The organism is Luteimonas sp. GW821-FHT14E02 (genome assembly GCF_058803905.1).
Genome location: NZ_JBXAPK010000004.1, coordinates 113,569 through 135,749, shown reverse-complemented (window position 1 = coordinate 135,749; position 22,181 = coordinate 113,569). Strand labels below are relative to the sequence as shown.

At 64.6% G+C, this 22,181-nt stretch carries 13 protein-coding genes and 1 pseudogene; 8 read left to right on the top strand and 6 right to left on the bottom strand.

Annotation, left to right across the window (positions count from 1 at the left end; translation table 11 throughout):
- Positions 1 to 5 precede the first annotated feature (5 nt).
- Positions 6 to 7,712: an isopeptide-forming domain-containing fimbrial protein gene (locus AC1RNP_RS08255; RefSeq protein WP_493050769.1), complete on the bottom strand. Its 7,707-nt coding sequence runs from the start codon at positions 7,710 to 7,712 to the stop codon at positions 6 to 8.
- Positions 7,713 to 8,125: 413 nt separating this feature from the next.
- Here AC1RNP_RS08255 and AC1RNP_RS08250 point away from each other — a divergent pair, with 413 nt between their 5' ends.
- Positions 8,126 to 8,836 (top strand): response regulator transcription factor, encoded by a 711-nt coding sequence (locus tag AC1RNP_RS08250; RefSeq protein WP_493050768.1) that lies wholly within the window; start codon positions 8,126 to 8,128, stop codon positions 8,834 to 8,836.
- 124 nt (positions 8,837 to 8,960) lie between these two features.
- Here AC1RNP_RS08250 and AC1RNP_RS08245 read toward each other — a convergent pair whose 3' ends face one another.
- Entirely contained in the window at positions 8,961 to 9,311 is a 351-nt protein-coding gene (locus AC1RNP_RS08245; RefSeq protein ID WP_493050767.1) for a hypothetical protein, read from the bottom strand.
- Positions 9,312 to 9,710: 399 nt separating this feature from the next.
- Here AC1RNP_RS08245 and AC1RNP_RS08240 point away from each other — a divergent pair, with 399 nt between their 5' ends.
- Both AC1RNP_RS08240 and AC1RNP_RS08235 read left to right on the top strand, forming a co-directional pair.
- Positions 9,711 to 11,339: a M4 family metallopeptidase gene (locus AC1RNP_RS08240; RefSeq protein ID WP_493050766.1), complete on the top strand. Its 1,629-nt coding sequence runs from the start codon at positions 9,711 to 9,713 to the stop codon at positions 11,337 to 11,339.
- 149 nt (positions 11,340 to 11,488) lie between these two features.
- Positions 11,489 to 11,983 carry a hypothetical protein gene (locus AC1RNP_RS08235; RefSeq protein ID WP_493050765.1) on the top strand — a complete coding sequence of 165 codons (495 nt, stop codon included), beginning with the start codon at positions 11,489 to 11,491 and terminating at the stop codon, positions 11,981 to 11,983.
- A 313-nt stretch (positions 11,984 to 12,296) separates the two neighbouring features.
- Here the strand turns inward: AC1RNP_RS08235 and AC1RNP_RS08230 are convergent, their stop codons facing one another.
- A complete protein-coding gene (locus AC1RNP_RS08230) occupies positions 12,297 to 13,301 on the bottom strand; it encodes an alpha/beta fold hydrolase (RefSeq protein ID WP_493050764.1) in 1,005 nt (334 codons plus the stop codon).
- A 640-nt stretch (positions 13,302 to 13,941) separates the two neighbouring features.
- Between AC1RNP_RS08230 and AC1RNP_RS08225 the strand changes: the two genes are divergently transcribed.
- The 4 genes from AC1RNP_RS08225 (at position 13,942) to dxs (ending at position 19,219) form a co-directional block, all read left to right on the top strand.
- Positions 13,942 to 14,412 (top strand): LEA/WHy family protein, encoded by a 471-nt coding sequence (locus AC1RNP_RS08225; RefSeq protein ID WP_493050763.1) that lies wholly within the window; start codon positions 13,942 to 13,944, stop codon positions 14,410 to 14,412.
- Between the two features lie 88 nt (positions 14,413 to 14,500).
- On the top strand, positions 14,501 to 16,288 hold the full coding sequence (locus AC1RNP_RS08220) for an acyl-CoA dehydrogenase C-terminal domain-containing protein (RefSeq protein WP_493050762.1): 1,788 nt from the start codon (positions 14,501 to 14,503) through the stop codon (positions 16,286 to 16,288).
- A gap of 221 nt (positions 16,289 to 16,509) precedes the next feature.
- On the top strand, positions 16,510 to 17,169 hold the full coding sequence (locus AC1RNP_RS08215) for an HNH endonuclease (protein WP_493050761.1): 660 nt from the start codon (positions 16,510 to 16,512) through the stop codon (positions 17,167 to 17,169).
- Between the two features lie 136 nt (positions 17,170 to 17,305).
- Positions 17,306 to 19,219, top strand: a complete 1,914-nt coding sequence (gene dxs, locus AC1RNP_RS08210; RefSeq protein WP_493050760.1) for a 1-deoxy-D-xylulose-5-phosphate synthase — start codon at positions 17,306 to 17,308, stop codon at positions 19,217 to 19,219.
- Positions 19,220 to 19,230: 11 nt separating this feature from the next.
- Here dxs and AC1RNP_RS08205 read toward each other — a convergent pair whose 3' ends face one another.
- Complete coding sequence (locus tag AC1RNP_RS08205) at positions 19,231 to 20,271, bottom strand: TraB/GumN family protein (RefSeq protein ID WP_493050759.1); 1,041 nt, start codon at positions 20,269 to 20,271, stop codon at positions 19,231 to 19,233.
- Between the two features lie 13 nt (positions 20,272 to 20,284).
- Entirely contained in the window at positions 20,285 to 20,773 is a 489-nt protein-coding gene (locus AC1RNP_RS08200) for a cupin domain-containing protein (protein ID WP_493050994.1), read from the bottom strand.
- A 435-nt stretch (positions 20,774 to 21,208) separates the two neighbouring features.
- Here AC1RNP_RS08200 and AC1RNP_RS08195 point away from each other — a divergent pair.
- A pseudogene (locus AC1RNP_RS08195) lies at positions 21,209 to 21,597 on the top strand (lysozyme).
- A gap of 36 nt (positions 21,598 to 21,633) precedes the next feature.
- Here AC1RNP_RS08195 and AC1RNP_RS08190 read toward each other — a convergent pair.
- Positions 21,634 to 22,179 carry a hypothetical protein gene (locus tag AC1RNP_RS08190; protein ID WP_493050758.1) on the bottom strand — a complete coding sequence of 182 codons (546 nt, stop codon included), beginning with the start codon at positions 22,177 to 22,179 and terminating at the stop codon, positions 21,634 to 21,636.
- Positions 22,180 to 22,181: the final 2 nt, after the last annotated feature.

The following is a 22,181-nucleotide window of genomic DNA, read 5'->3' as shown; positions in this document are numbered from 1 at the left end:
GCCCCTCACTTGCCGCTTCCGGCAGGGGCTGCCGGTCCGTTGCTGGATTCCACGCGCACGCGGGCGCGCACTTCCGCGCTCAGCCGTTGCGCGAGCGCTTCGTACACGGCTTTCGCCCTTCGCATCCCCAAGGCGAGGTTGTAGGTGTCCGCGCCACGCACATCGGCGTGGCCGACGACCGAGACCGTGCCGCCGCCGGCCTTTTCCAGATGCGAGGCGATCCGATCCAGCAAAGGCTCGAATTCCGGCCGGATCGCTTCACGATCGGTGTCGAACAGCACCGTGCCTAGGCGCGGGCCGCTTGCATCCACGCCCGCGACCAGGCTGGCCGGATCGGTGACGGTGGTGCGCACGCTCACGCGCAATGTCTTCGCCGTCTCCGGCGGCAGCTTCGCCAACAATGCGGTCTTCACCGCCGTGGCGCGGTCGAAGGCCAGCGCCTCGCTCTCGCCATCCGCGCCGATCACCACCTCGCCGCCGTGGTACTCGGAGATCTTCGCGGCGATCTGTTCGATCGTCGGCAGATAGCGTTCGCGCACTTCGGCACTGCCGGGCGCGAAGATCACTTCGCCAAGCTCCAGCTCGAAGCGCCGTTCGCCGCCCTGGATCGACTCGACCGGCAGCTTCGCGCCGAAATCGAACCGCACCGGCAGTCCGGGCGTGATGCGGCGGACCAGCGGATTGTCGGTGGTGATCTCGGTGCCGGGCGGCAACGTCGCCGGATCGACCTTGAGGATGAAGTTGCGACCACGCTCCCACGCACCGCCCGGAATGCCGGCCAGGTGGTAGCGGCCGAACTGATCGGTCTCGACCAGCAGGCCGTCGACGGAAGCGATGCGCACGCCGGGAATACCGCGCTCGTCGATGCCGACGTTGCGGATGATGTAGTCCACCACGTAGCCGCCCTCGCCCTGCGCGATGCGACGCTCCACTTCCGGCAGTGCGCCGTTCAATCCCTTCGCCGCCTTGCCTTCGAGCGAGCGCGTGGTGGTGCCGGCGGCATCCATGCGCACGCTCACGCCCTGCCTGGTGCCGAGCACGAAGTCGCCGGTGAAATCGGGGCGCGTCAACCGCTGGCGCAGCACGATCTGACGACGCTCGGCCGGATCGGCGTTCGATTGCCGCGCGCCGATGTCGCCGAGGTCGATGCCGTGCAGCAGCGGCGCGCTGGCATCGGGCAGCGGCTGCGGTCCCGCGCCGCGATCGATCGTGGTCGAACCCGGCACGTAGGCCGATGGATCGAAGCCGCCCTGCACGCGCACGCCGGTGAGCGCGGCGCTGTCCTGCCAGCCGTCGCCGTCACGGTCGTCGAAGACCGTGCCCAGGATCAGGCTGTCGTCGATCAGCGGATCCGCCGCCAGCGTCAGTTCCGCCGTGGCGATGTTCGACAGCGGGCTGCCGCCTTCGGAAATCGCTTGCGCCTGGTTGATCAGCACGCCCGGCCGCACACCGGCGCCGATCCGCATCAGATACATCAGCGTCGCCGACTTGCCGGCCTCGATGTCCAGGCCCTCGAAGCGGATCGGGTTGTAGCCGCTGACCGTCGCGGCGTTGTCGCCGTCCACGACCGACAGCGAACCGTCGACGTAGGTGAAGCCGGCCGGCGGCGTGTCGACGAGAGCCGCACCGGTGACGTTGACCGTGCCAACGTTCTCGACCGTGACCGTGTAGCGCACCAGATCGCCGATCCGCGCTTCGCGCACGCTGCTCGTCTTGATCACGCGCAGCTGCGCGCTGTCGATGACCTGGTGCTCGGTCTCGCAAACCTGGCATTCGGGCTCGTAGTTTTCTCCGCCGCCGCCGTTGGCGACCACGGCGTTGCTCACCTTGCCGCCGGCGTTGGGATTGATCGTCGCCGGATAGGTGAAGGTGTACGTACCGGGAACGGTGCCGCTGGGCAGCACGCAACGCAGACCGGCGCCATTGGGGCTGCAGCCCGCCGGCAGCGCGCCGAGGGTGAGACCGGCGCCGGGCGTGTCCTCGAGGATGACTTCCGACGTGGTCGCCGCGCGCGACACGTTCACCGTCAGCGTGTACTGGATGGTGTCGCCGACATGCAGGGTCGTCTCGCCACTCGGGTCGGCGCTCTTGACGATGTTGACCACCGGTTCGGCGATCGGATGCTCGGTACCGCAACCGGTGCAATCGGGTTCCTCGCCGCCGCCACCTTGCGCGACCACCTGGTTGCCGATGCTGCCGCTCGCGGTGGCGTCGACGCGTGCCTGGTAGACGAAGGCGTAGCTGCCCGGCGCGGTACCGGCGGCCAGCGTGCAGACCAGTCCGTTCGCGTTCGTTTCGCAATCGCCACCGGCGGGCGTCTGGATCGAGCCCGTCTGCAAGGTCTGGCCGGTGGTGAGCGTATCGGTCAGCGTCAGCATTTCGGTGGTGGCGGCATTCGCCACCGTCACCGTCACCGTGTAGGTGATGATCTGGTTCGCCTGCACCGTGCCGCCGCTGGCCGGGTCGGCGCTCTTGCGCACGGTCAGCTTGGGCGCGACCGGGTTGGTCGTCGTGCAGTTCGTGCACGTGCCGGTATTGGTGGTGACGCTGTTGCTCACCGCGGTGGTGGCGTCGGCATCGACCGTCGCGGTGTACGTGAAGGTGTGCGTGCCGATGGCTGCGCCCGTGGCGAGTGTGCAGGTGATGATCTGTCCTGTTGAGGTGCAGCCGGCCGGCAGCGTGCCGACGGTCAGGCCATCGCCCAGCGTGTCGGTCAACACCGCATCGGATGTCGTGACGGCGTTGGCCACGGTCACCGTCAGCGTGTAGGTCAGCGTGTCACCGGCGGAAACGGTGGTGCCGCTGGCGGGGTTCACGCTCTTGCTCACCGTCACCGTCGAGGTGAGCGGATTGGTCGTCGTGCAGTTCGTGCACGTGCCGTTGCTGGTGGTGACGCGGTTGTTCACCGAGGTGGTCGCGTCGGTGTCGACGGTCGCCGTGTACGTGAAGGTATGCGTGCCGATGGCCGCGCCCGCGGCGAGTGTGCAGGTGATGACCTGCCCCGCCGCCGTGCAGCCCGCGGGCGGCGTGCCGAGGGTGAGGCCATCGCCCAAGGTATCGGTGAGGACTTCCGGCGCCGTCGTGGCGGCGTTGGCCACCGTCACGGTGAGCGTGTAGGTCAGCGTGTCACCGACCGACACCGCCGTGCCGCTGGCGGGGTTCACGCTCTTGCTCACCGTCACCGTCGAGGTGAGCGGGTTGGTCGTCGTGCAGTTCGTGCACGTGCCGGTGCTCGTGGTGACGCTGTTGCTTACGGCCGTCGTCGCGTTCGTGCCGACCGTGGCGGTGTAGACGAACGTGTAGGTGCCGATCGCGCTACCGCTCGCCAGCGTGCAGGTGATCATCTGTCCCGACGCCGTGCAGCCCGCGGGCAGCGTGCCGACGGTCAGGCCGGCGCCGAGCGTGTCGGTCAGCACCTCGGCGGTCGTCGTGGCGGCGTTGGCCACGTTGACCGTCAGCGTGTAGGTCAGCGTGTCGCCGGGCGAGACCGCCGTGCCATTGCCGGGGTTCACGCTCTTGCTCACCGTGACCGTCGGCGTGACCGGGTTGGTGGTGGTGCAATTCGTGCAGGAACCGGTGCTGGTGGCGACGCTGTTGCTCACCGACGTGGTCGCGCTCGCATCGACCGTCGCGGTGTAGGTGAACGTGTGCGTGCCGATCGCCGCACCGGCGGGCAATGTGCAGGTGATCACCTGCCCGGCCGCCGTGCAGCCAGCCGGCACTGTGCTGACGATCAGGCCGGCGCCGAGCGTGTCGGTGAGCACTTCGTCGGCCGTCGTGACGGCGTTGGCCACGGTCACCGTCAGCGTGTAGGTCAACGTATCGCCGACCGACACGGCCGTGCCATTGCCAGGGTTCACGCTCTTGCCGACCGTGATGGTCGGATCGACCGGGTTGGTCGTCGTGCAGGTCTGGCAGGTGCCGCTGCTTGGCACCACGCTGTTGCTCACCGACGTGGTCGCGCTCGTATCGACGGTCGCGGTGTAGGTGAAGGTATGCGTGCCGATGGCCGCACCCGCGGCCAGCGTGCAGGTGATGACGCGTCCTGCGGCCGTGCAGCCGGCCGGCAGCGTGCCGACCGTCAGGCCGGCGCCGAGCGTGTCGGTCAGTACTTCGTCGGCGGTTGTCGCTGCGTTGGCGACGGTCACCGTCAGCGTGTAGGTCAGCGTGTCGCCGACCGAGACCACGATGCCGCTGCCCGGATTCACGCTCTTGTCGACCGTGATCGTCGCATTGACCGGGTTGGTCGTCGTGCAGTTCGTGCACGAACCTGTGCTGGCGGTGACGCTGTTGCTCACCGACGTCGTCGCGTCGGCATCGACGGTCGCCGTGTAAGTGAAGGTATGCGTGCCGATGCCCGTGCCCGCGGCCAGCGTACAAGTGATCACCTGCCCCGCCGATGTGCATCCGGCCGGCAGCGTGCCGATGGTCAGGCCGGCACCGAGCGTGTCGGTCAGCACTTCAGCGGTCGTCGTGGCGGCGTTGGCGACGGTCACCGTCAACGTGTAGGTCAGCGTGTCCCCGATTGAGACCGCGGTGCCGCTGGCGGGATTGACGCCCTTGCCGACGGTGACGGTCGGATTGACCGGATTGGTCGTCGTGCAGGTCACGCAGACGCCGCTGCTCGGCACCACGTTGTTGCTCACCGACGTGGTCGCGCTCGCATCGACGGTCGCGGTGTAGGTGAAGGTGTGTGTGCCGATGGCCGCACCCGCAGCCAGCGTGCAGGTGATGACCTGACCGGCGTTTGTGCAGCCCGCGGGCATGGTGCCGGCCACCAGGCCATTGCCGAGCGTATCGGTCAGCACTTCGGCGGCGGTCGTCGCGGCATTGGCCACGGTCACCGTCAGCGTGTACGTCAAGGTGTCGCCAGGCGACACGGCCGTGCCGCTGCCGGGATTGACACTCTTGTTCACCGTGATCGTCGGATCGACCGGATTGGTCGTCGTGCAGTTCGTGCAGGTGCCGGAACTGGGCACGACGCTGTTGCTCACCGACGTCTCGGCGGTGGCGCTGACGGTCGCGGTGTAGGCGAAGTTGTAGGTGCCGATCGCGCTGCCGGCGGCGAGCGTGCAGGTGATCACCTGTCCGGCCGACGTGCACCCGGCCGGCAGCGTGCCGACGGTCAGGCCGGTGCCGAGCGTGTCGGTCAATACTTCGGCCGCGGTCGTGGTGGCGTTGGCCACGGTCACGGTGAGCGTGTAGGTCAGCGTGTCGCCAGGTGACACCGCCGTGCCGCTGGCGGGATTGACGCTCTTGCTGACGGTGACGGTCGGATTGACCGGGTTGGTGGTGGTGCACGTCTGGCAGTTGCCGGAACTGGGCACGACGCTGTTGCTCACCGACGCCGTCGCATTCGTGTTCACCGTCGCGGTGTAGACGAATGTATGCGTGCCGATGCTCGCCCCCGCGGCCAGGGTGCAGGTGACGACTTGCCCCGAAGCTGTACAGCCGGCCGGCAGCATGCCGATCGTCAGGCCGGTCCCGAGCGTGTCGGTCAGCACTTCCGGCGCGGTCGTGACGGCGTTGGCCACGGTCACCGTCAGCGTGTAGGTCAACGTGTCGCCAACCGACACGGCGGTGCCGCTGCCTGGATTCACGGTCTTGTTGACCGTGATCGTCGGATCGACCGGGTTCGTCGTCGTGCAGGTCGTGCAGGTGCCGGAACTCGGCACGACGCTATTGCTCACCGACGTCTCGGCAGCGGCGCTGACGGTCGCGGTGTAGGCGAAGTTGTAGGTGCCGATCGCGCTGCCGGCGGCGAGCGTGCAGGTGATCACCTGCCCCGCCGATGTGCAGCCGGCCGGCAGCGTGCCGACGGTCAGGCCGGTGCCGAGCGTGTCGGTCAATACTTCCGGCGTGGTCGTGGTCGCGTTGGCAACGGTCACGGTCAATGTGTACGTCAGCGTGTCGCCGATCGAGACGGCGGTGCCGCTGCCCGGGTTGACGCTCTTGCTCACCGTGATCGTCGGATCGACCGGATTCGTCGTCGTGCAGTTCGTGCAGGTCCCGGAACTGGGCACGACGCTGTTGCTCACCGACGCCGTCGCGTTCGTGTTCACCGTCGCGGTGTAGACAAATGTATGCGTGCCGATGCTCGCGCCTGCGGCCAGCGTGCAGGTGACGACTTGTCCCGCGGCCGTGCAGCCGGCCGGCAGCGTCCCGATCGTCAGACCGGTGCCAAGCGTATCGGTCAGCACCTCGTCCGCGGTCGTGGCGGCATTGGCCACATCCACCGTCAGTGTGTAGGTCAAGGTGTCGCCGACCGACACGGCGGTGCCGCTGGCCGGATTCACGCTCTTGCTCACCGTGAGCTTCGGCGCGAACGTCGTCGTCTCCGTGCAATCGTTGCCGGCGGCGGCGCAATCCACATTCTCGACGAGCACCGCGTTCTCGATCGAGGTGACGCCGCTCGGTATCTGACTGGCTACCTGCACCACGAAATCGAGCGTGATGCCACCGCCCGCCGCGACATTGACCGCAGCGGTATTGGGACAATTGCTGCCGGTGCAGGTGAAATCGTTGCCCGCCGTCACCACGCTCGTGTTGGCGGGCAGCGTCTCGACCACGTCACCCGGGAACAGCGTGGCGACCGCGCCGCCGCTGTTGGTGATCTGGATCGCATACGTCAGCACATCGCCGGGCGCGATCCTCGCGCCGCTGCCGGCCGGCGCGCCGTTGATCTGCGCCAGCGACTTGACCACGGACAATTGCGGATCGCCGAGCGTGGGGAATGCGCACGAAGCCAGATCTCGCGAGGCGACCGCCGTCGTCGGCGCCGCCAATGTCACTACGCCCGTCCTTGGGTCGTAGGCGTAATAGCTGCTTGAGGCGCCGTTGTCGGCCACGTACAGCGTGCCGTCGTCGGCGAACGCCACGCCCGCCCACTGGATCGTGCTCGGCGAACCATTGAGCAGCGGGCGAGTCTGTCGCACCGCCTGCAATCCCGCGCTGAAATCGATCCGGTAGAGATCCTGTCCCGAGGACATCCAGCCCGCGCCCTCCGCGTCGAAGGCGATGTCACCCGACGTGTTGCTGGTGGGCGCGAAATCGTAAGTCAGAGTGCCGATGTTCTGGACCGTGTAGCCGAAACCGCCCGACGCGGTCACCCGCCACACTTCCGGCGTTGCGCCGCCACTGATCAGGTAACCGACACCGGCGGACGACATGCCCGCACGCGCGAAGTCGGGCGACGCGAACGGCGCCGTGGCCTGATACCAGCCACCGTTCTCGGAGTCGTAGGCCCACAGGATCGTGTTCGTGCCCGAGCGCGAGACGAACAGTAGCCGGTTGTGCACCGGATCGACCATCGAACCGTTGACGTTGCCGGCCACGGTGAAATCGAGCTGCGTCACGAATGCGTCGCTGCTCGCGCCGGGTTCATAGCGCGAAACCTGCACCCCGTTGGTCAGGCTGAACACCGGTTTGTTGCCGCCGGCGGGACAAAAGTCGTAGTCCGGAATGGCGGGCGCCACCGAGACCAATGCGTTGTCGCTGCGAGCGCAATTCGGATTCGTGGCGGCGTCCGTGCACGACAGGCCCACGGGATTGACGATCCGCGCCACGTTGTCGACGGAAGTCTGCGCGAACGCCGGATGGACGACGGCCAGCGCGAGGAAACAGAGAAAGGCGGATCTACGAAAGACTTGGCCCAGCAAAAGGCGCGCCCGCGGCAGATGCGAGGCTAGGACGTCATAGGTCGATCGATTCATTCCACCGCTTCCCAGGCTTCGCCGCCCGATATGGCGGCCGATCGGAGTACGCCGGCACGTGCGTACTCCCGGGAGAGGGCGTCGGATCTACTGCTTAAGACTGCTGCAGGCCTGCTCTCGCAAAGGCCTTCTCCCCGTTGCGGACTTTAAGCAGTCGTATCGTGGGACTACACGCACTGTAACTTTCTGAAACTCACGAAGACTCATCTTTTCGCTTCATCTTTTTGCTATATATGAAAACGGGGATGCGGTCTTCGAACGGACCCGAATCGATGACTCCGACGAGGTGTGGTCAGGCAACTTGCAAGTTGTGACCTGCATAGCATTTCGGAGTAAGCGAACAGTTCTGAGTGATTCAAGCGCCTGCGCGCGCCGCGCGCGAGGCTGTCGTGTGCATGGGGGATGCAGGGAATATGGGCGGAGCCGCCGAACGATGGATTCTCGTGGTCGAGGACGACCCCGGGATGCGTGACGACATCCTCATACCGGGTTTGAGGGATGCGGGCTTCAACGTGGTGGGCGCCGGAAGCGCGGCCGAAGCCTATCGCAGCATGCTCACGCGCAAGTTTTCACTGTTCGTCCTGGACATCGGCCTGCCCGACGAAGACGGCCTCACCGTGGCCCGGCATCTGCGCGCCCTGACCGACGCCGGCATCGTGATGCTCACCGGCCGCAAGCGGAAGAACACCGATCGCATCCGCGGCCTGGACGAGGGCGCGGATGCCTACATCACCAAGCCGGTCGATATCGATGTGCTCACCGCTACCTTGCGCAGCCTGCTGCGGCGGATGGAGCAACCGCGGACCACGCGGCGCGAGGAAGTCCTGCCACCGCCGCGCTGGCGCTTCGATCTGGACGGCTGGAACCTGGCCTCACCCGCCGGAGCACGGGTGCCCCTGACCCATCCCGAAAGACTGGTCGTCGAGCTGCTGGCCGCCTCGCCCGGCCTCACCGTGGCGCGCGACACGATCATCTCCAGGCTCGCGCGGGATATTCACGAGTTCGATCCGCACCGGCTCGAAATGCTGATCCACCGCTTGCGGAGAAAAGTGTTGTCGGCGACCAACGAGGAACTGCCGTTGAACACGGTGCGCGGCGTGGGTTACGTCCTGATCGCGAGTTGAGCGGAACGATGCGGCGAAGATCGCACCGCGATCAATCGCCTGTGTCGACTTGCTGATGCGAAGGCAGTGCACAGACGCTGTTTTGATCCCCCTCTCTTCCGCGGCGTAGCAAAGCCTTCAAGTATCACGCGCAAGATTTCTTGCGCCGCTTGGGGATTGCACGAACTGCTTGCGCATGTGACGCGCCTTGGACACCCGGCTCGACGTAGCAGCCGCGAACGACCGCCTGGAGCGCCGCTTTCTTCGTGATCGCAAAAGCAGTCTGCGCGACGGACAACAGTGCCGCGTCCAGACCCGTGCGTTCGAAATCGGCGGCCATGTGCATCTGCCGGTAATCGAGATTGGCGCGCAGCAGTTGGCGCAGCGTCGCGGCATCCCGGTGTCGCTCCGCCATCAATGTCTTGACGGCGGTTTCGGCCGCGATCGCACGGCCAACCAGATAGGCCGCAGCTTTCTGCGTCTCCAATAACTCCATGGGGCGCCTCGACAAACGGGGGAAAGGCATCCATGAATCTATCTCTCGGAAGTGAGAGAAATGTGATTCACGTCACTTTCATTTCCGCGCATTCCGGCGCGTCGACATTCTCGAAAATTAGTGAGACGAAGAAGCCGAAGCAGATAAAAGTCAATTTTAACAATCAGTTAGATACCTGGACTACCCGCACCTGACGGTTTTGTTGCTTTAGCAACATGACGTGCGTCACAAATCTGCTCTAAGTTCGACCGCCCTCCGATCGGGCCTCTTTCTCCAGCAGGAGAGGACCGGCCGAAGGCCCAGGGGTGCTGCCTGACCGGCACGTTATTCGACAAGGACGGCACGACCCCGGCTCCGGCCGGCCCGTTGTCCCCATCACATCATCACAGGGTCCCGTAAATGCAAGTTCATCCGCTCAAGCTCGCCATTCTTGCTTCGCTTGCGTTGCCGCTGTCCTCGTTCGCCGCTTCTCCCACAGCCCTCTCCGCCGTCACGCAACGCGCGAAGGGACTGATCGAGGTTCCCGCCAACGCCAAGGCACTGCAGCGTGCCGATCAGGACGGCTTCACCGCCAAGGACACCATCATCGATGCCGACGGCACCGAACACGTCCGCTTCAATCGCAGCTATCGCGGCCTGCCGGTGATCGGCGGCGACGTCGTCGTGCACTCGCGCAATGGGCGCTTCGAGAAGGCCAACCTGACGTTGAAGAGCACGGCAAGGCCGGGCGTGACGCCGCGCGTCTCCGCCGACGAAGCACTCATCGCGGCCGGCGCGGCATTCAACGGCACCACCCTCGACGACGTCAGCAGCCGCGGCCTCGTGGTCTACGCGCGCGGCGCCAAGCCGGTGTTGGCCTATGAAGTGCGCGTGCGCGGCGTTTCCGACACGCAGGGCGAGGCCGACATGCGTTACTTCGTCGACGCGCTCAGCGGCAAGGTGCTCGATGGCTGGAACATCATCAAGACCGCGGCCGCCACCGGCACCGGCCAGACGCTGTTCCTGGGCGATGTGCCGATCACCACCGATTCGACCAGCAGCGGCTTCCAGATGGTCGACCCGACCCGCGGCGGCGGCAACACCCGCGACGGCAAGGGCCGCGAGATCAGCACGATCTACAGCTCGGCGGCGGTTCTTACCGATGCCGACAACAACTGGGGCAACAACACCACGTCCGTGCTGGCGAGCGAAGCTTCCGATGCGCATTACGGCGTCGCAGCCACCTGGGATTTCTACAAGAACAATTTCAACCGCACCGGCATCTTCGATGACGGCGTCGGTGTGAAGAGCATCGTCCATGTGAAGTTCCGCATGTCCACCGGCGGCACCACCGGCGTGAATGCCGGCTGGTACGGCGTGCCGTACAAGTTCATGGCCTACGGCATGGGCGACAGCGCGACCTATTATCCGGTCGTCGCGCTCGACGTCGCCGGCCACGAGATGACCCACGGCGTGACCGAAGCCACCGCCGACCTCGCCTACTCCGGCGACGCGGGCGGCTTGAACGAAGCCAGCTCCGACATCATGGGCACGATGGTGGAGTTCTCCATCAACAACGCCAACGATCCGGGCGATTACCTGATCGGCGAGAAGATCTACCGCAGCAACGCGGACGGCAAGAAGGCGCTGCGCTACATGTTCCTGCCGAGCGCAGCGGATGGCGAAAGCCATAACTGCTATCCGTCAGGCGGCTTCCCCGCCGATAGCCAGCGCACCAACGATCCGCACTTCACCTCCGGCGTCGGCAACCACTTCTTCTACCTGTTGGCGGAAGGCGCGGTGTCGCCGAGCGGTTTCAACTACACGGCGAGCCAGCTGGTCTGCAACGGCGACACCACCCTGACCGGCATCGGTCGCGACAAGGCAATGCGGATCTGGTACCGCGCGCTGACCGTGTACATGACCTCCAACACCAACTACCCCGGCGCCCGCACGGCTACGCTCAATGCCGCGCGCGATCTATACGGCACGGGCTCGGCCGAGTACGCCGCCGTCGGACGTGCCTGGAGTGCGGTTTCGGTGAACTGAGCAGAGACAGCATGTCTCATCGAACGGCCCGCTTAAGCGGGCCGTTCGTTTTTCGATCCGGGGATTTTCCACGATGCCCCGTGCCGAAAGGCTGCTTGTACGGCATCAGGGGGTGAAGCTAAGCTCAAACCGGTGAAGGAGAGATCGCCATGAGTACGCTTCGCCACCGCGGCCGGATTCTGTTCCTCGCCGCGCTGGCCGTTCCCTTGTCCGGATGCGCCGCCATGCTCGCGGCGGACTACTACCTGACCGGCAAGTATCGGGAAGACAGCCACATCCATGTGAAATCCCACACGCCCGAAGAGGGCGAACCGGTGAATGGCGGCGGGCCGATGTCCGTCACGATCGACTATCGGGTGGGCGACTTCGAGAAGGACCGCAAATATTTCGTGCTGCTGTGCGACAACAGCGAATGCACCGGCGCGCCCCTGCTCGCGCATCCGGTCCTCAAGCGGACCGGAGACGTCACCCTGCAGGCGAACCTTCCCACCAGCCAGAAACGGGCCGATGGTGCGCTGATCGATCCGACGGTCTGGATCGTGCTGGTCAAGGACCAGCCCGTCTACAAGATGGAACGGTGCGAGGACTGCCTCAGCCGCTGGCGCACCAACAGCCTGGCGCAAACCGTCACCTCCTGGCGCTAGAAACCGTGACCGGGACGTCGCTTCCCGTCATCGAACCTCACAGCCCTTTCACGACTCATGCGCCATCTTTGGCCGCGGGCACTGCCGTTTGGCGTGAATACGCTCATGGCCGCGGCCGCCCTAGATTTCATTTCTCTTCCCCAATGCCATCTTCGGATGGCTTTTTTTTGCGCGGACGCTTACCGGGAAGGCCATCGGCGGCGTTGCTCGCCACTCTCGACGAAGCGACGCCTGGTCAGGCGCCGCTTCGGAATTTCACAATCAATCGGACCCGCTCCGCTGACTTCAATATTTCATGCGGGCGCGAGGAAGATCACTCGTGGCTGTCGGCAAACTCACCGATCAGCTGCGCGACATCATCCGGATGCGACAACTCCACCCAATGTCCGGCATCGATGCGCCTGATCAGCGGGTAGCGAACGGCCGAGCCCAAATCCGTCGCGGTGGATTCCTTGACGTAGGCATCGCGGGTGGGAACGATGATCTGCACGTTCTCGACCGCGACGCGGTCGTAGGTCGGAGCCAGCAGTCGCTCCGTCACGTTGGCGCGATACAGGTTCACCGCCGCGGCGCCGTCCGCCGACGAATACGGTTCGCGCGTACCGCCTTCGAGGAAGACCGTGAACTGCAGCAGTGCCTCCGGCAGACCCAGCATCCACGCGATCTCCGGCAGCAGCGGCAGATTGAAGAACACGATGTAGGCGGATGCGATCGCCTGCTGGACGAGGTTCCCCCATTGCAACGGATTGAGGAGATTCCGTCGCATGGCCTGCGCGGTCAAATCCACACTGGGCCCGGAAATGCTGGTGTACGAAGCGATCCTACCGGCGAACGATGTCTTGGCCACCGATTCCCAGCTCTGCACGGCACCCCAGTCGTGACCGACCAGATGCACCTTGTCTCCGCCGGCTGTCGCATCGAGCACAGCGGAAAGGTCCGCCGACAGCTGTGAAAGCTTGTAGGCGGCCTGCGTCGAAGGATGATCGCTGTTGCCCGAACCACGCGTGTCGTAGGTGACCACGTGATACCCCGGCGCGAGCCGCGCGACCACCTGATCCCAAACCTTGGCCGTGTCCGGATAGCCGTGCACCAGCACGACAGTGGGAGCCACCGAAGCATCCAGGCCGTACTCGTACACCGCGATACGGGTGCCATCACTGCTGGTGACGATCTGGTTGCGGGAAGCCGGCACCGCGAGCGTGGCCTGCGTGCGCGCGGCGATGGCCGCTGCCGGCGAATCGCCACCGGATGCCTGCGCCTGCCCCATGGCGGGCACGGTCAACATCATGCCGAGCGCGAGCGATGCGAGTGTCCGCATCAATCCTTTTCCGGCAGGTTCTCGTTTTGCGGGCACGCCCGCCGAATCGTGAGTCGTCTGTTTACTCATGCCTCTTTTCCTCTGTGGATGGAAATCGCGATCGGAAACGATGCTCCAAACGGCCGGATTTCCCTCCACACCAGGCCCCCTGTTGAATGCTTCCACGTGCGATACAGCAACAAACGGAGGATCAAGACATAGTGAAAGAAGAACGACGATTGATCGCATGCACAAGAGAAAAACTCATGCCGTGAACACAAAGAATCCTCATGAATGAGGACTCGCGCCCGCATGTCGCTTAGTGTTGGATGTGTGGATGCGCGCGTCATCGACTTCATACGTTTGAAGTCGCGTTCTCCAGCGGACTTTCACATCACGACGACGACACCCTGCCCCCCGAGGACGCGTCGCAATCAAGCACGATCGATCGCGCCCATTCGAACGCATGCATGATCGGTTCGCCGCACTGGCCTGGCCATCCATCCATCCTCCGTACTCTCACCCCGGTAAAAGTCTGGTGCCCGTTCTCCCCCATCCGGCCAGCCCGACCGCCCACTGGCTGTATTCCAGGCCGCCCCCATACGTCGCGGTATCGTCGTAGTATCCTGCGCCGCATCCCATTCCCAGGTGGACTCCCGGTATGAAGCGCTGGCTGGTGTTCGTGGTGTTCGCGTCGTTGTTGACGGCCTGCGGTGGCGGCCCGGTCCGGCGCGTGTCGGAGCCGGCCGCGAGCATCCAGCAACTCACCGTGCGGGCGGACGGCGGCTGGTCCGTGGACCTGCGGCTGGAGAACTACAGCAGCATCCCGATGCGTTTCGACGCCATCAACCTGACGCTGAACCTGCAGGACCAGCCCGCCGGCACCCTGCAGGCCAACCCCGGCATCTCGATCGGCCCCGAGTCCGCGGACGTGGTGACCATCTCGCTGACCCCCTCGTCCCTCGCCCGGATCGCCATCGCGGACGCGCTCAGCAACAGGCGCGGCGTGAACTACTCGCTGGAAGGCACCCTGCAGGCCGTGCCCGAGGAAAAGAAGTCCCAGACCTTCACGCTCAAGAAGCGCAGCAACGCCTTGAACCCCGTCCCCGGCCTGCCTGGCGTATTGCGCTGACGCAACAGATACCGCACGCCACTGCTCGCCGTGCACACCACTGGCACGGCGCCATCTTCGCCCCTCTTCTTCGACATCCCATTCGATCATGTCCACTTACAACGCACCGCTGAACGACATCCGCTTCACCCTCTTCGATCTCCTCGATGCAGAGGCACTGTTCGCGCGCCTTGGAAAGACCGAGGCCACGCGCGACATTGTCGATGCCGTGCTCGAAGAGTCGGCACGCTTCGCCGAAACGGTGCTCACACCGCTGAATCGCGTCGGCGATGAAGTCGGTTGCAAGTACGACAAGGCCACTGGCGCTGTGACCACGCCGCCGGGCTTCAAGCAGGCCTACGAACAGTTCGTCGAAGGCGGCTGGTCGGGGCTGGTGTCGCCGGAGGAATTCGGCGGACAAGGTCTGCCGCACCTGGTCGGCATCCCGCTCGAAGAAATGGTCGACGCCGCCAATCTCGCCTGGGGCAACTTCCCGTTGCTCTCGCACGGCGCCACCACCGCGCTGATGCACCATGGCGAGTCGTGGCAGCAGGACATCTTCCTCAAGCCGCTGATCAGTGGTCAGTGGACCGGCACGATGTGCCTCACCGAACCGCACTGCGGCACCGACCTCGGCCTGCTGAAGACCAAGGCCGTGCCACAGGCCGACGGCAGCTACTCGATCAGCGGCACCAAGATCTTCATCACCGCCGGCGAGCACGATCTCACCGACAACATCATCCACCTCGTGCTCGCGCGCCTGCCCGACGCACCGGCCGGCAGCAAGGGCATCTCGCTGTTCATCGTGCCGAAGGTGCGCGTGGCGCGCGACGGCACGCTCGGCGAACGCAATGGTGTGCGCTGCGGCGCGATCGAACACAAGATGGGCATCCACGGTTCGGCGACCTGCGTGCTCAATCTCGACGAAGCGCAGGGCTATCTGATCGGCCAGCCGCACAAGGGCCTGATGGCGATGTTCACCATGATGAACACCGCGCGCCTGGGTGTCGGCCTGCAAGGGCTCGGTCTCGCCGATCGCGCTTATCAGAATGCGTTGCGCTACGCGCGCGATCGTCTGCAGATGCGTTCGCTCTCCGGTCCGAAATTCCCCGACAAGCCCGCCGATCCGATCATCGTGCACCCCGACGTGCGGCGCATGCTGCTGACCTGCAAGGCGCTGACCGAAGGCGGCCGCGCGCTGAGCTATCACGCCGGGACGCTGGTCGACGTCCTTAACCACAGCAGCGACGAGGCCGAGCGCAAGCAGGCCGACGACCTGCTCGGCTTCCTCACGCCCATCGTCAAGGCCTGCCTCACCGAGTGGGGCGTGGAGTCCACGTATCACGCGCTGCAATGTTTCGGCGGCCATGGCTACATCCACGAGCACGGCATGGAACAGCTGGCGCGCGACGCCCGCATCACCACGCTGTACGAAGGCACCACCGGCATCCAGGCGCTCGACCTGATGGGGCGCAAGATCGCGCAGCTGCAAGGCGCGGGACTGCGCGTGTTCCTCGGCATGGTCGAGGAGTTCTGCAAGGCCAACGAAGGCAATGAGGCGTTGCGCGAATTCGTCGAACCGCTGCGCGCGAAAGCCGGCGAATGGCAGACGCTGACGCTCAGCGTGGGCAAGCGAGCGATGGCCAATGCGGAAGAGATCGGCGCGGCCGCCTACGACTACCTGTTCTATTCCGGCTACGTGGCGCTGGCCTACTGGTGGGCGCGCAGCGTGGCGGCGGCGGATGCGTCCGCGCAATCGCAGGCGTTCAAGGATGCCAAGCGCGAGACCGCGCGCTTCTACTTCGCCCGCGTCCTGCCGCGCACGCTGACGCACGCGGCGACGATCGAAAGCGGCACGGCGCCGTTGATGGCGATGGATGCGGAACGCTTCGGGTGATGCAGGTGCCCGGTTGTCGATGCCGATAACCGGACCGGCATAACGCCTTTGCTCGTCATTCCGGCGAAGGCGGGAATCCGGTGACTTTGCCGTCGATATTGCGACGTCGACACGAAAGACGCTGGATTCCCGCCTTCGCCGGAATGACGGGGCCATGGGTCTCAACGGCCATCGCCACATCTACACAAAAAGTAAACAAAGGCGTATAAGCTATCCCTCCCATGGAGCCTGACAGAGCGAATCTTCGCCTGATCCGGGCCGGGGCCTTCTCGGAACCGGCCGATCTTGCTTCGGCCTTGCCACCCCGCTCCCCTGCCCGCCTCGACGCCGTGCGTCTGCTTTCGCTGGACGCGCATGGCCGTGTGCTCGACTGGATGAGCTGGCAGGACGCCACCTGCCTGTACGCCCGCGGCGCGGTCGCCTGGACCCTGGGCGATCCCTGCCTCACCGTGCGCGGCGGCATCTGCCGCGTCACCGGCGAGCGCAGCAGCATGGAACTGCATCCGATCATCGCCGCGCGCGGGCATGCCCGCCCCTCGGCGCTCGATCCCACGCCGGCGCTGACCAACGCCGCACTGTTCGCGCGCGATCAGCATCTGTGCCTGTACTGCGGGCACGACTTCCCGCGCCAGATGCTCACCCGCGACCACGTCAAACCGATCTCGCAGGGCGGCCGCGACACCTGGGAGAACGTGGTCTCGGCCTGCTTCCACTGCAACTCGCGCAAGGGCGGGCGCACGCCGCAGCAGGCCTCGATGCCGCTGCTGGCGGTCCCGTACCGGCCGAGCTGGGTGGAGCACCTGATCCTGAGCAACCGCAACATCCTCGCGGACCAGATGGCGTTCCTGAAGAACCATCTGCCCAAGCGCAAGCGGCAATAGCGCCCGCGCTGGCGCCGCGCCGCCGTCAACCAAGGCTTTTCTCCATTTCGGCCCGTCCGCGGGGGCTTAACGGTGTGTCGTTTTGTCCATCCCGTTTCCTTGCCCCTGCCCCCGGCCGGGAGGGACAATGGGCAATATGATCGACTCCGCCCGCTATCCGCGCCTCTCGCGCATCGACAGCCCGGCCGACCTGCGCAAGTTCGACGAAGCCGAACTCCCCGCCATCGCCGACGAACTCCGCGCCTACCTGATCGAATCTGTCGGCAAGAGCGGCGGCCATTTCGGCGCCGGGCTCGGCGTGATCGAACTGACCACCGTCCTGCACTGGCTGTACGAGACGCCGGACGACCGCATCGTCTGGGATGTCGGCCATCAGACCTACCCGCACAAGATCCTCACCGGCCGCCGCGACACCATCCACACCGTCAAGCAGAAGGACGGCGTGGCGCCGTTCCCCAAGCGCGAGGAAAGCGAGTACGACACCTTCGGCGTCGGCCACTCCTCCACCTCGATCTCGGCAGCACTCGGCATGGCGATCGCGAACGCGCGCGCCGGCAACGAGCGCAAGGTGGTGGCGGTGATCGGCGACGGCGCGATGACGGCCGGCATGGTCTACGAGGCGCTCAACCATGCCGGCGGCATGGAACCCGAACCGAACATGCTGGTGATCCTCAACGACAACCGCATGTCGATCAGCGAGAACGTCGGCGGCATGACCAAGATGCTGGGCCGCATGTCCGGCAGCCGCACGCTCAACGCGATCCGCGAGGGCGGCAAGAAGCTCCTCGGCGACAAGCGCAGCAGCGGCACGGCGCGCTTCGTGCGGCGCTGGGAAGAACACTGGAAGGGCATGTTCGTGCCGTCCACGCTGTTCGAGGAAATGGGATTCCACTACACCGGTCCGATCGACGGCCATGACGTCAAGGCGCTGGTCAGCGCGCTGAAGATGCTGAAGACGTTGAAGGGCCCGCAACTGCTGCACGTCATCACCACCAAGGGCAAGGGCTACGATCTCGCCGAGGACGACCAGATCGGCTATCACGCCGTCGGCCCGTTCGATCCGACCCAGGGCGTGGTCGCCAAGCCCGGCGCCAAGAAGCCCACCTACACCGACATCTTCAGCGACTGGCTCTGCGACATGGCGGCGGCCGATCCGAAGCTGCTCGGCATCACCCCGGCGATGCGCGAAGGCTCCGGTCTCGTGCGCTTCAGCAAGGAATATCCGGAACGCTACTTCGACGTCGCCATCGCCGAACAGCATGCCGTAACGCTCGCCGCCGGCATGGCCTGCGAAGGCGCCAAACCCGTGGTGGCGATCTACTCGACCTTCCTGCAGCGCGGCTACGACCAGCTCGTGCACGACGTGGCGATCCAGAACCTCGACGTGCTGTTCGCAATCGACCGCGGCGGCGTGGTCGGCCCGGACGGCGCCACGCATGCCGGCAACCTCGACCTCTCCTACCTGCGCTGCGTGCCCAACATGGTGGTGATGGCGCCGAGCGACGAGAACGAATGCCGGCAGATGCTCTCGACCGGCTTCGTTTTCGAAGGACCGGCCGCGGTGCGCTATCCGCGCGGCACCGGTCCGGGCGTCGCCATCGGCCAAACCCTCGACACGCTGCCGATCGGCAAGGCGGAACTGCGCAAGCGCGGTTCGCGCATCGCTCTGCTCGCCTTCGGCGCGGTCGTGCCGGCGGCGGAGAAAATCGGAGAGGAACTCGGCCTCACCGTGGTCAACATGCGCTTCGTGAAGCCGCTGGATCGCGACCTGATCCTGGAACTGGCCAGGACGCATGAAGGCTTCGTCACGCTCGAAGACAACGTCGTCATGGGCGGCGCCGGCTCCGGCGTGGCCGAACTGCTCAACGCGGAAGGCATCGCGATGCCGGTGCTGCATCTCGGATTGCCGGATGCGTTCCAGCATCACGCCAGTCGCGAGGATCTGCTGGCCGAGGCCGGACTCGATGCCGCTGGCATCCGCAACGCTGTGCTGTCGCGCTGGCCGATGCTGGCAGGAAACGTTCCCACGCTCGCCAGCATGGCCGGCTGAAAAAGAACGCCCTATTCGACGACTTCGTCGGGCGCCTGCACCGTGTACCCTTTGGCCCGCAAGGCATCGAGGTATCCGTTCGGCGCCAGCATCAGGCTGATCGGCAGCACCGCGAGAGTCGAGGTGTTGTTGCTCAGCGAAGCTTCGGCGGTTTTCAGCCAGACGCCACGCACCTGCGCAGGTAGATCGTGCATGCCCTGCTTGCGTGCCACTTCCGTTTCCGTGATCGCCGCGGTGCAGGCCGTGAACTGATTCTGCGCCGGCAGATCGCGCAGCGCGGCGACGTCGCCCACCGCCCAGGCGTTCGCGCGCGCGGCCATGTTGCCGAGATCGCCTTCGATGCGGTCCAGCGTCTTGTTGAAGCAATCGGAGTCGTTCACCACGCCCTTGGCGAACTCCTTGGCCGCGTTCTTGACGTCCTTGACCTTGATCGTGAGCACGGGCTCGGTGATCTTGATCTTGTGTTTCTTCGCCACCTTCTTCACCACCGGCCAGACGACGCCCGTCTGCGCCATGCCCGACTTTTCGATCGCCTTCTCGTACAACTCCATCGCCGCGAACACGGGTCGCATGCGCTCGACACCACGGTCGCCGCCGATGTAGCGCGCCTTCAATACCTGCCAGCGCGCGTATTGCTGCGCGGGCACGACATCCTGCAGCGTCTTGTCGTCTGGAATCTTAGGTGCCTTGAGCAAGGTCGGCAGCATGAACATCGCGCGGAACACGCCGATGCCCGTTTCGATCTTCGGATAAGGCGCCGACAGGACTTCCTGCGATGCGGCGATGACGCGTTCGGTCTCGGCCGACTGCCATTCCATCCGCTTCGGCAACGGCGACAGCGTGCCGAGGATCCACATGACATGATCGCCCTTCGACACCTTCCACAGACCGGGACCGGGCTGCACGCCGGAGACCACGACGGTGTCCATGTCGACGACTTGTGGCTGTGGCTGCGTTGCCGGCGAAGTGGCTGGCGATTGTTGCGCGATGACCGGCGATGCCGTGACCGCCAGCGACACCGCCGCCAGCCAGACGTAAAGAGTTCGACGCATTCGGGTTCCGTCCTCAGAGCGTGGGAAACGCATGCAAGTGAAGCACGCCCAGCCGCTCGAGTTCGTGAGCGAGCGCGCTGCCGTTATCGAGCAGTTCAAATCCCTCCCACACGAAGCCCGGCGCGACCGTGCAGGCGACCAGGGTGTAGTCGCTCAACGGTCGGGCCGCCTGCCAGGTCCCGGCCGGGACGATGACGAGCGGCTGGCTGTCCTCGGCCAGCGCATCGAGGCGGGTGCGGGTGAGCTTCGCGGTCGCGGCATCGTATTGCAGCAGTTCCAGCGCGCCGCCCGCCTGCCAGTGCCAGCTTTCCTCGGCGTCGACGCGGTGCCAGTGGCTGTATTCGCCGCGCGCCAGCAGGTATTGAATCGCCGTGAGCGCCGGCCGCGGATGCCCGCCGTATTCGACCTGCGCGGACGCAGCGTGGATGCGCCGGAAATGCCCGCCTTCCGGATGCGGGGCCAGGTCCAGCAATCGGATCAGATGAGCGGCACGGGCATGCATGCGGCGATCGTAGCGGTTCGCCAGTGCCGAAAATGGAAGGGCCCGCACATGGAAGAGCCCGCACGCGGCGGGCTCTTCCTTTGAGGTAGCCTCTACCGAATAACGCCAAAAAGCGTAGGAACTGCGCGGATTCTCCATTTCGTATCTCACAAGTTGCCCCCAAATATGCCCCCGAAACGCCCTGACTGCAGTGAGACAGTGCGGGACGACTGCGGATGTTCGTCACGGCTCGCCCATCGTCGCCCCGCCGCAGCTGTCCTGCTGCTTGATCGGTACAGGTCCACTGCTGTCACACGACCCGGTTCGACACTTACGGGGAGCAATCCGAGCAGAAAGGAAGGTTCCCCATGGACACAGAAGGCGGCATAAAGCCGCCCTTGTGTTTTCTTATCTGTCGTTTTGCTTTAGCCCCATTACGACAGTTTTGAACCTCGGCTGCGTGCCTATCGCGATGCGATAGGTGTCTGGACCATCGGCTACGGCCACACACACGGCGTCACTGCGGCATGGTGATCACCGAGGCACAGGCTGAGGCGTTCCTGGCGGAAGACATCACGGTTGCCCTGGCAGACGTGCGTGCGCTCGTGACGGTGCCGCTGACGGCGAACCAGGAGGCGGCGCTCGTGTCGTTTGTCTTCAATCTTGGCAGAACGCGATTTGCGGCATCCACACTGCTGCGCGAGTTGAACAAGGGGAACTACACGCGGGCTGCCGAGGAGTTCTTGAAGTGGAACAAGGCGAAAGTCAGAAACAAGCTGACGGTGCTCAAGGGGCTTACTGAGAGGCGCAGTGTGGAGAGCGGTTTATTTCTGTCTTCAAAATAAAGAGAACCCCGCATCAGACGGGGTTCTCTGCCAAAGTCATTCAGTTAGGCCTATTGATAACGCAATCACCTTGCTATCTTTAATATAAATTTTATAATAAAGATCTGATTCATCACTTGATCTATTAATATATAACTCTTTGATTTTTTTATTTAAAAAGATCCCATGATTTACTTTGACAACAAGCTTTTTTGTTAAAGAAATCGCTTTGTTCTCATCATCACCCAGCGAAATCCCGAGAAGGCTAATCCCGCATAAATCTCCCTTGTATGCGGATTTTTTCTTTGATGCAGGCATGGAAGTGATAGTGAGCTCACTCACAAGCCTATACTCCGGCACAGCATCTGTGTCCGCTTTATACATGAGCCATACTTTGCATGACTTGTCTACATAAGAACGCAGCAATATTCCATCGTCTATTCTTTTGATGCCGGGACCATATCTATCTACGAGCTGCTTATCCGTCAATGCATGAGGGATAAAATCAGCACGAGAAAAAGCATCCGCCACCAAATCTTGGCTAGATGTCGAACCCGAAACGGACAGCATAGAAAAAATAATCAAGCAAATAAACGATTTCATAT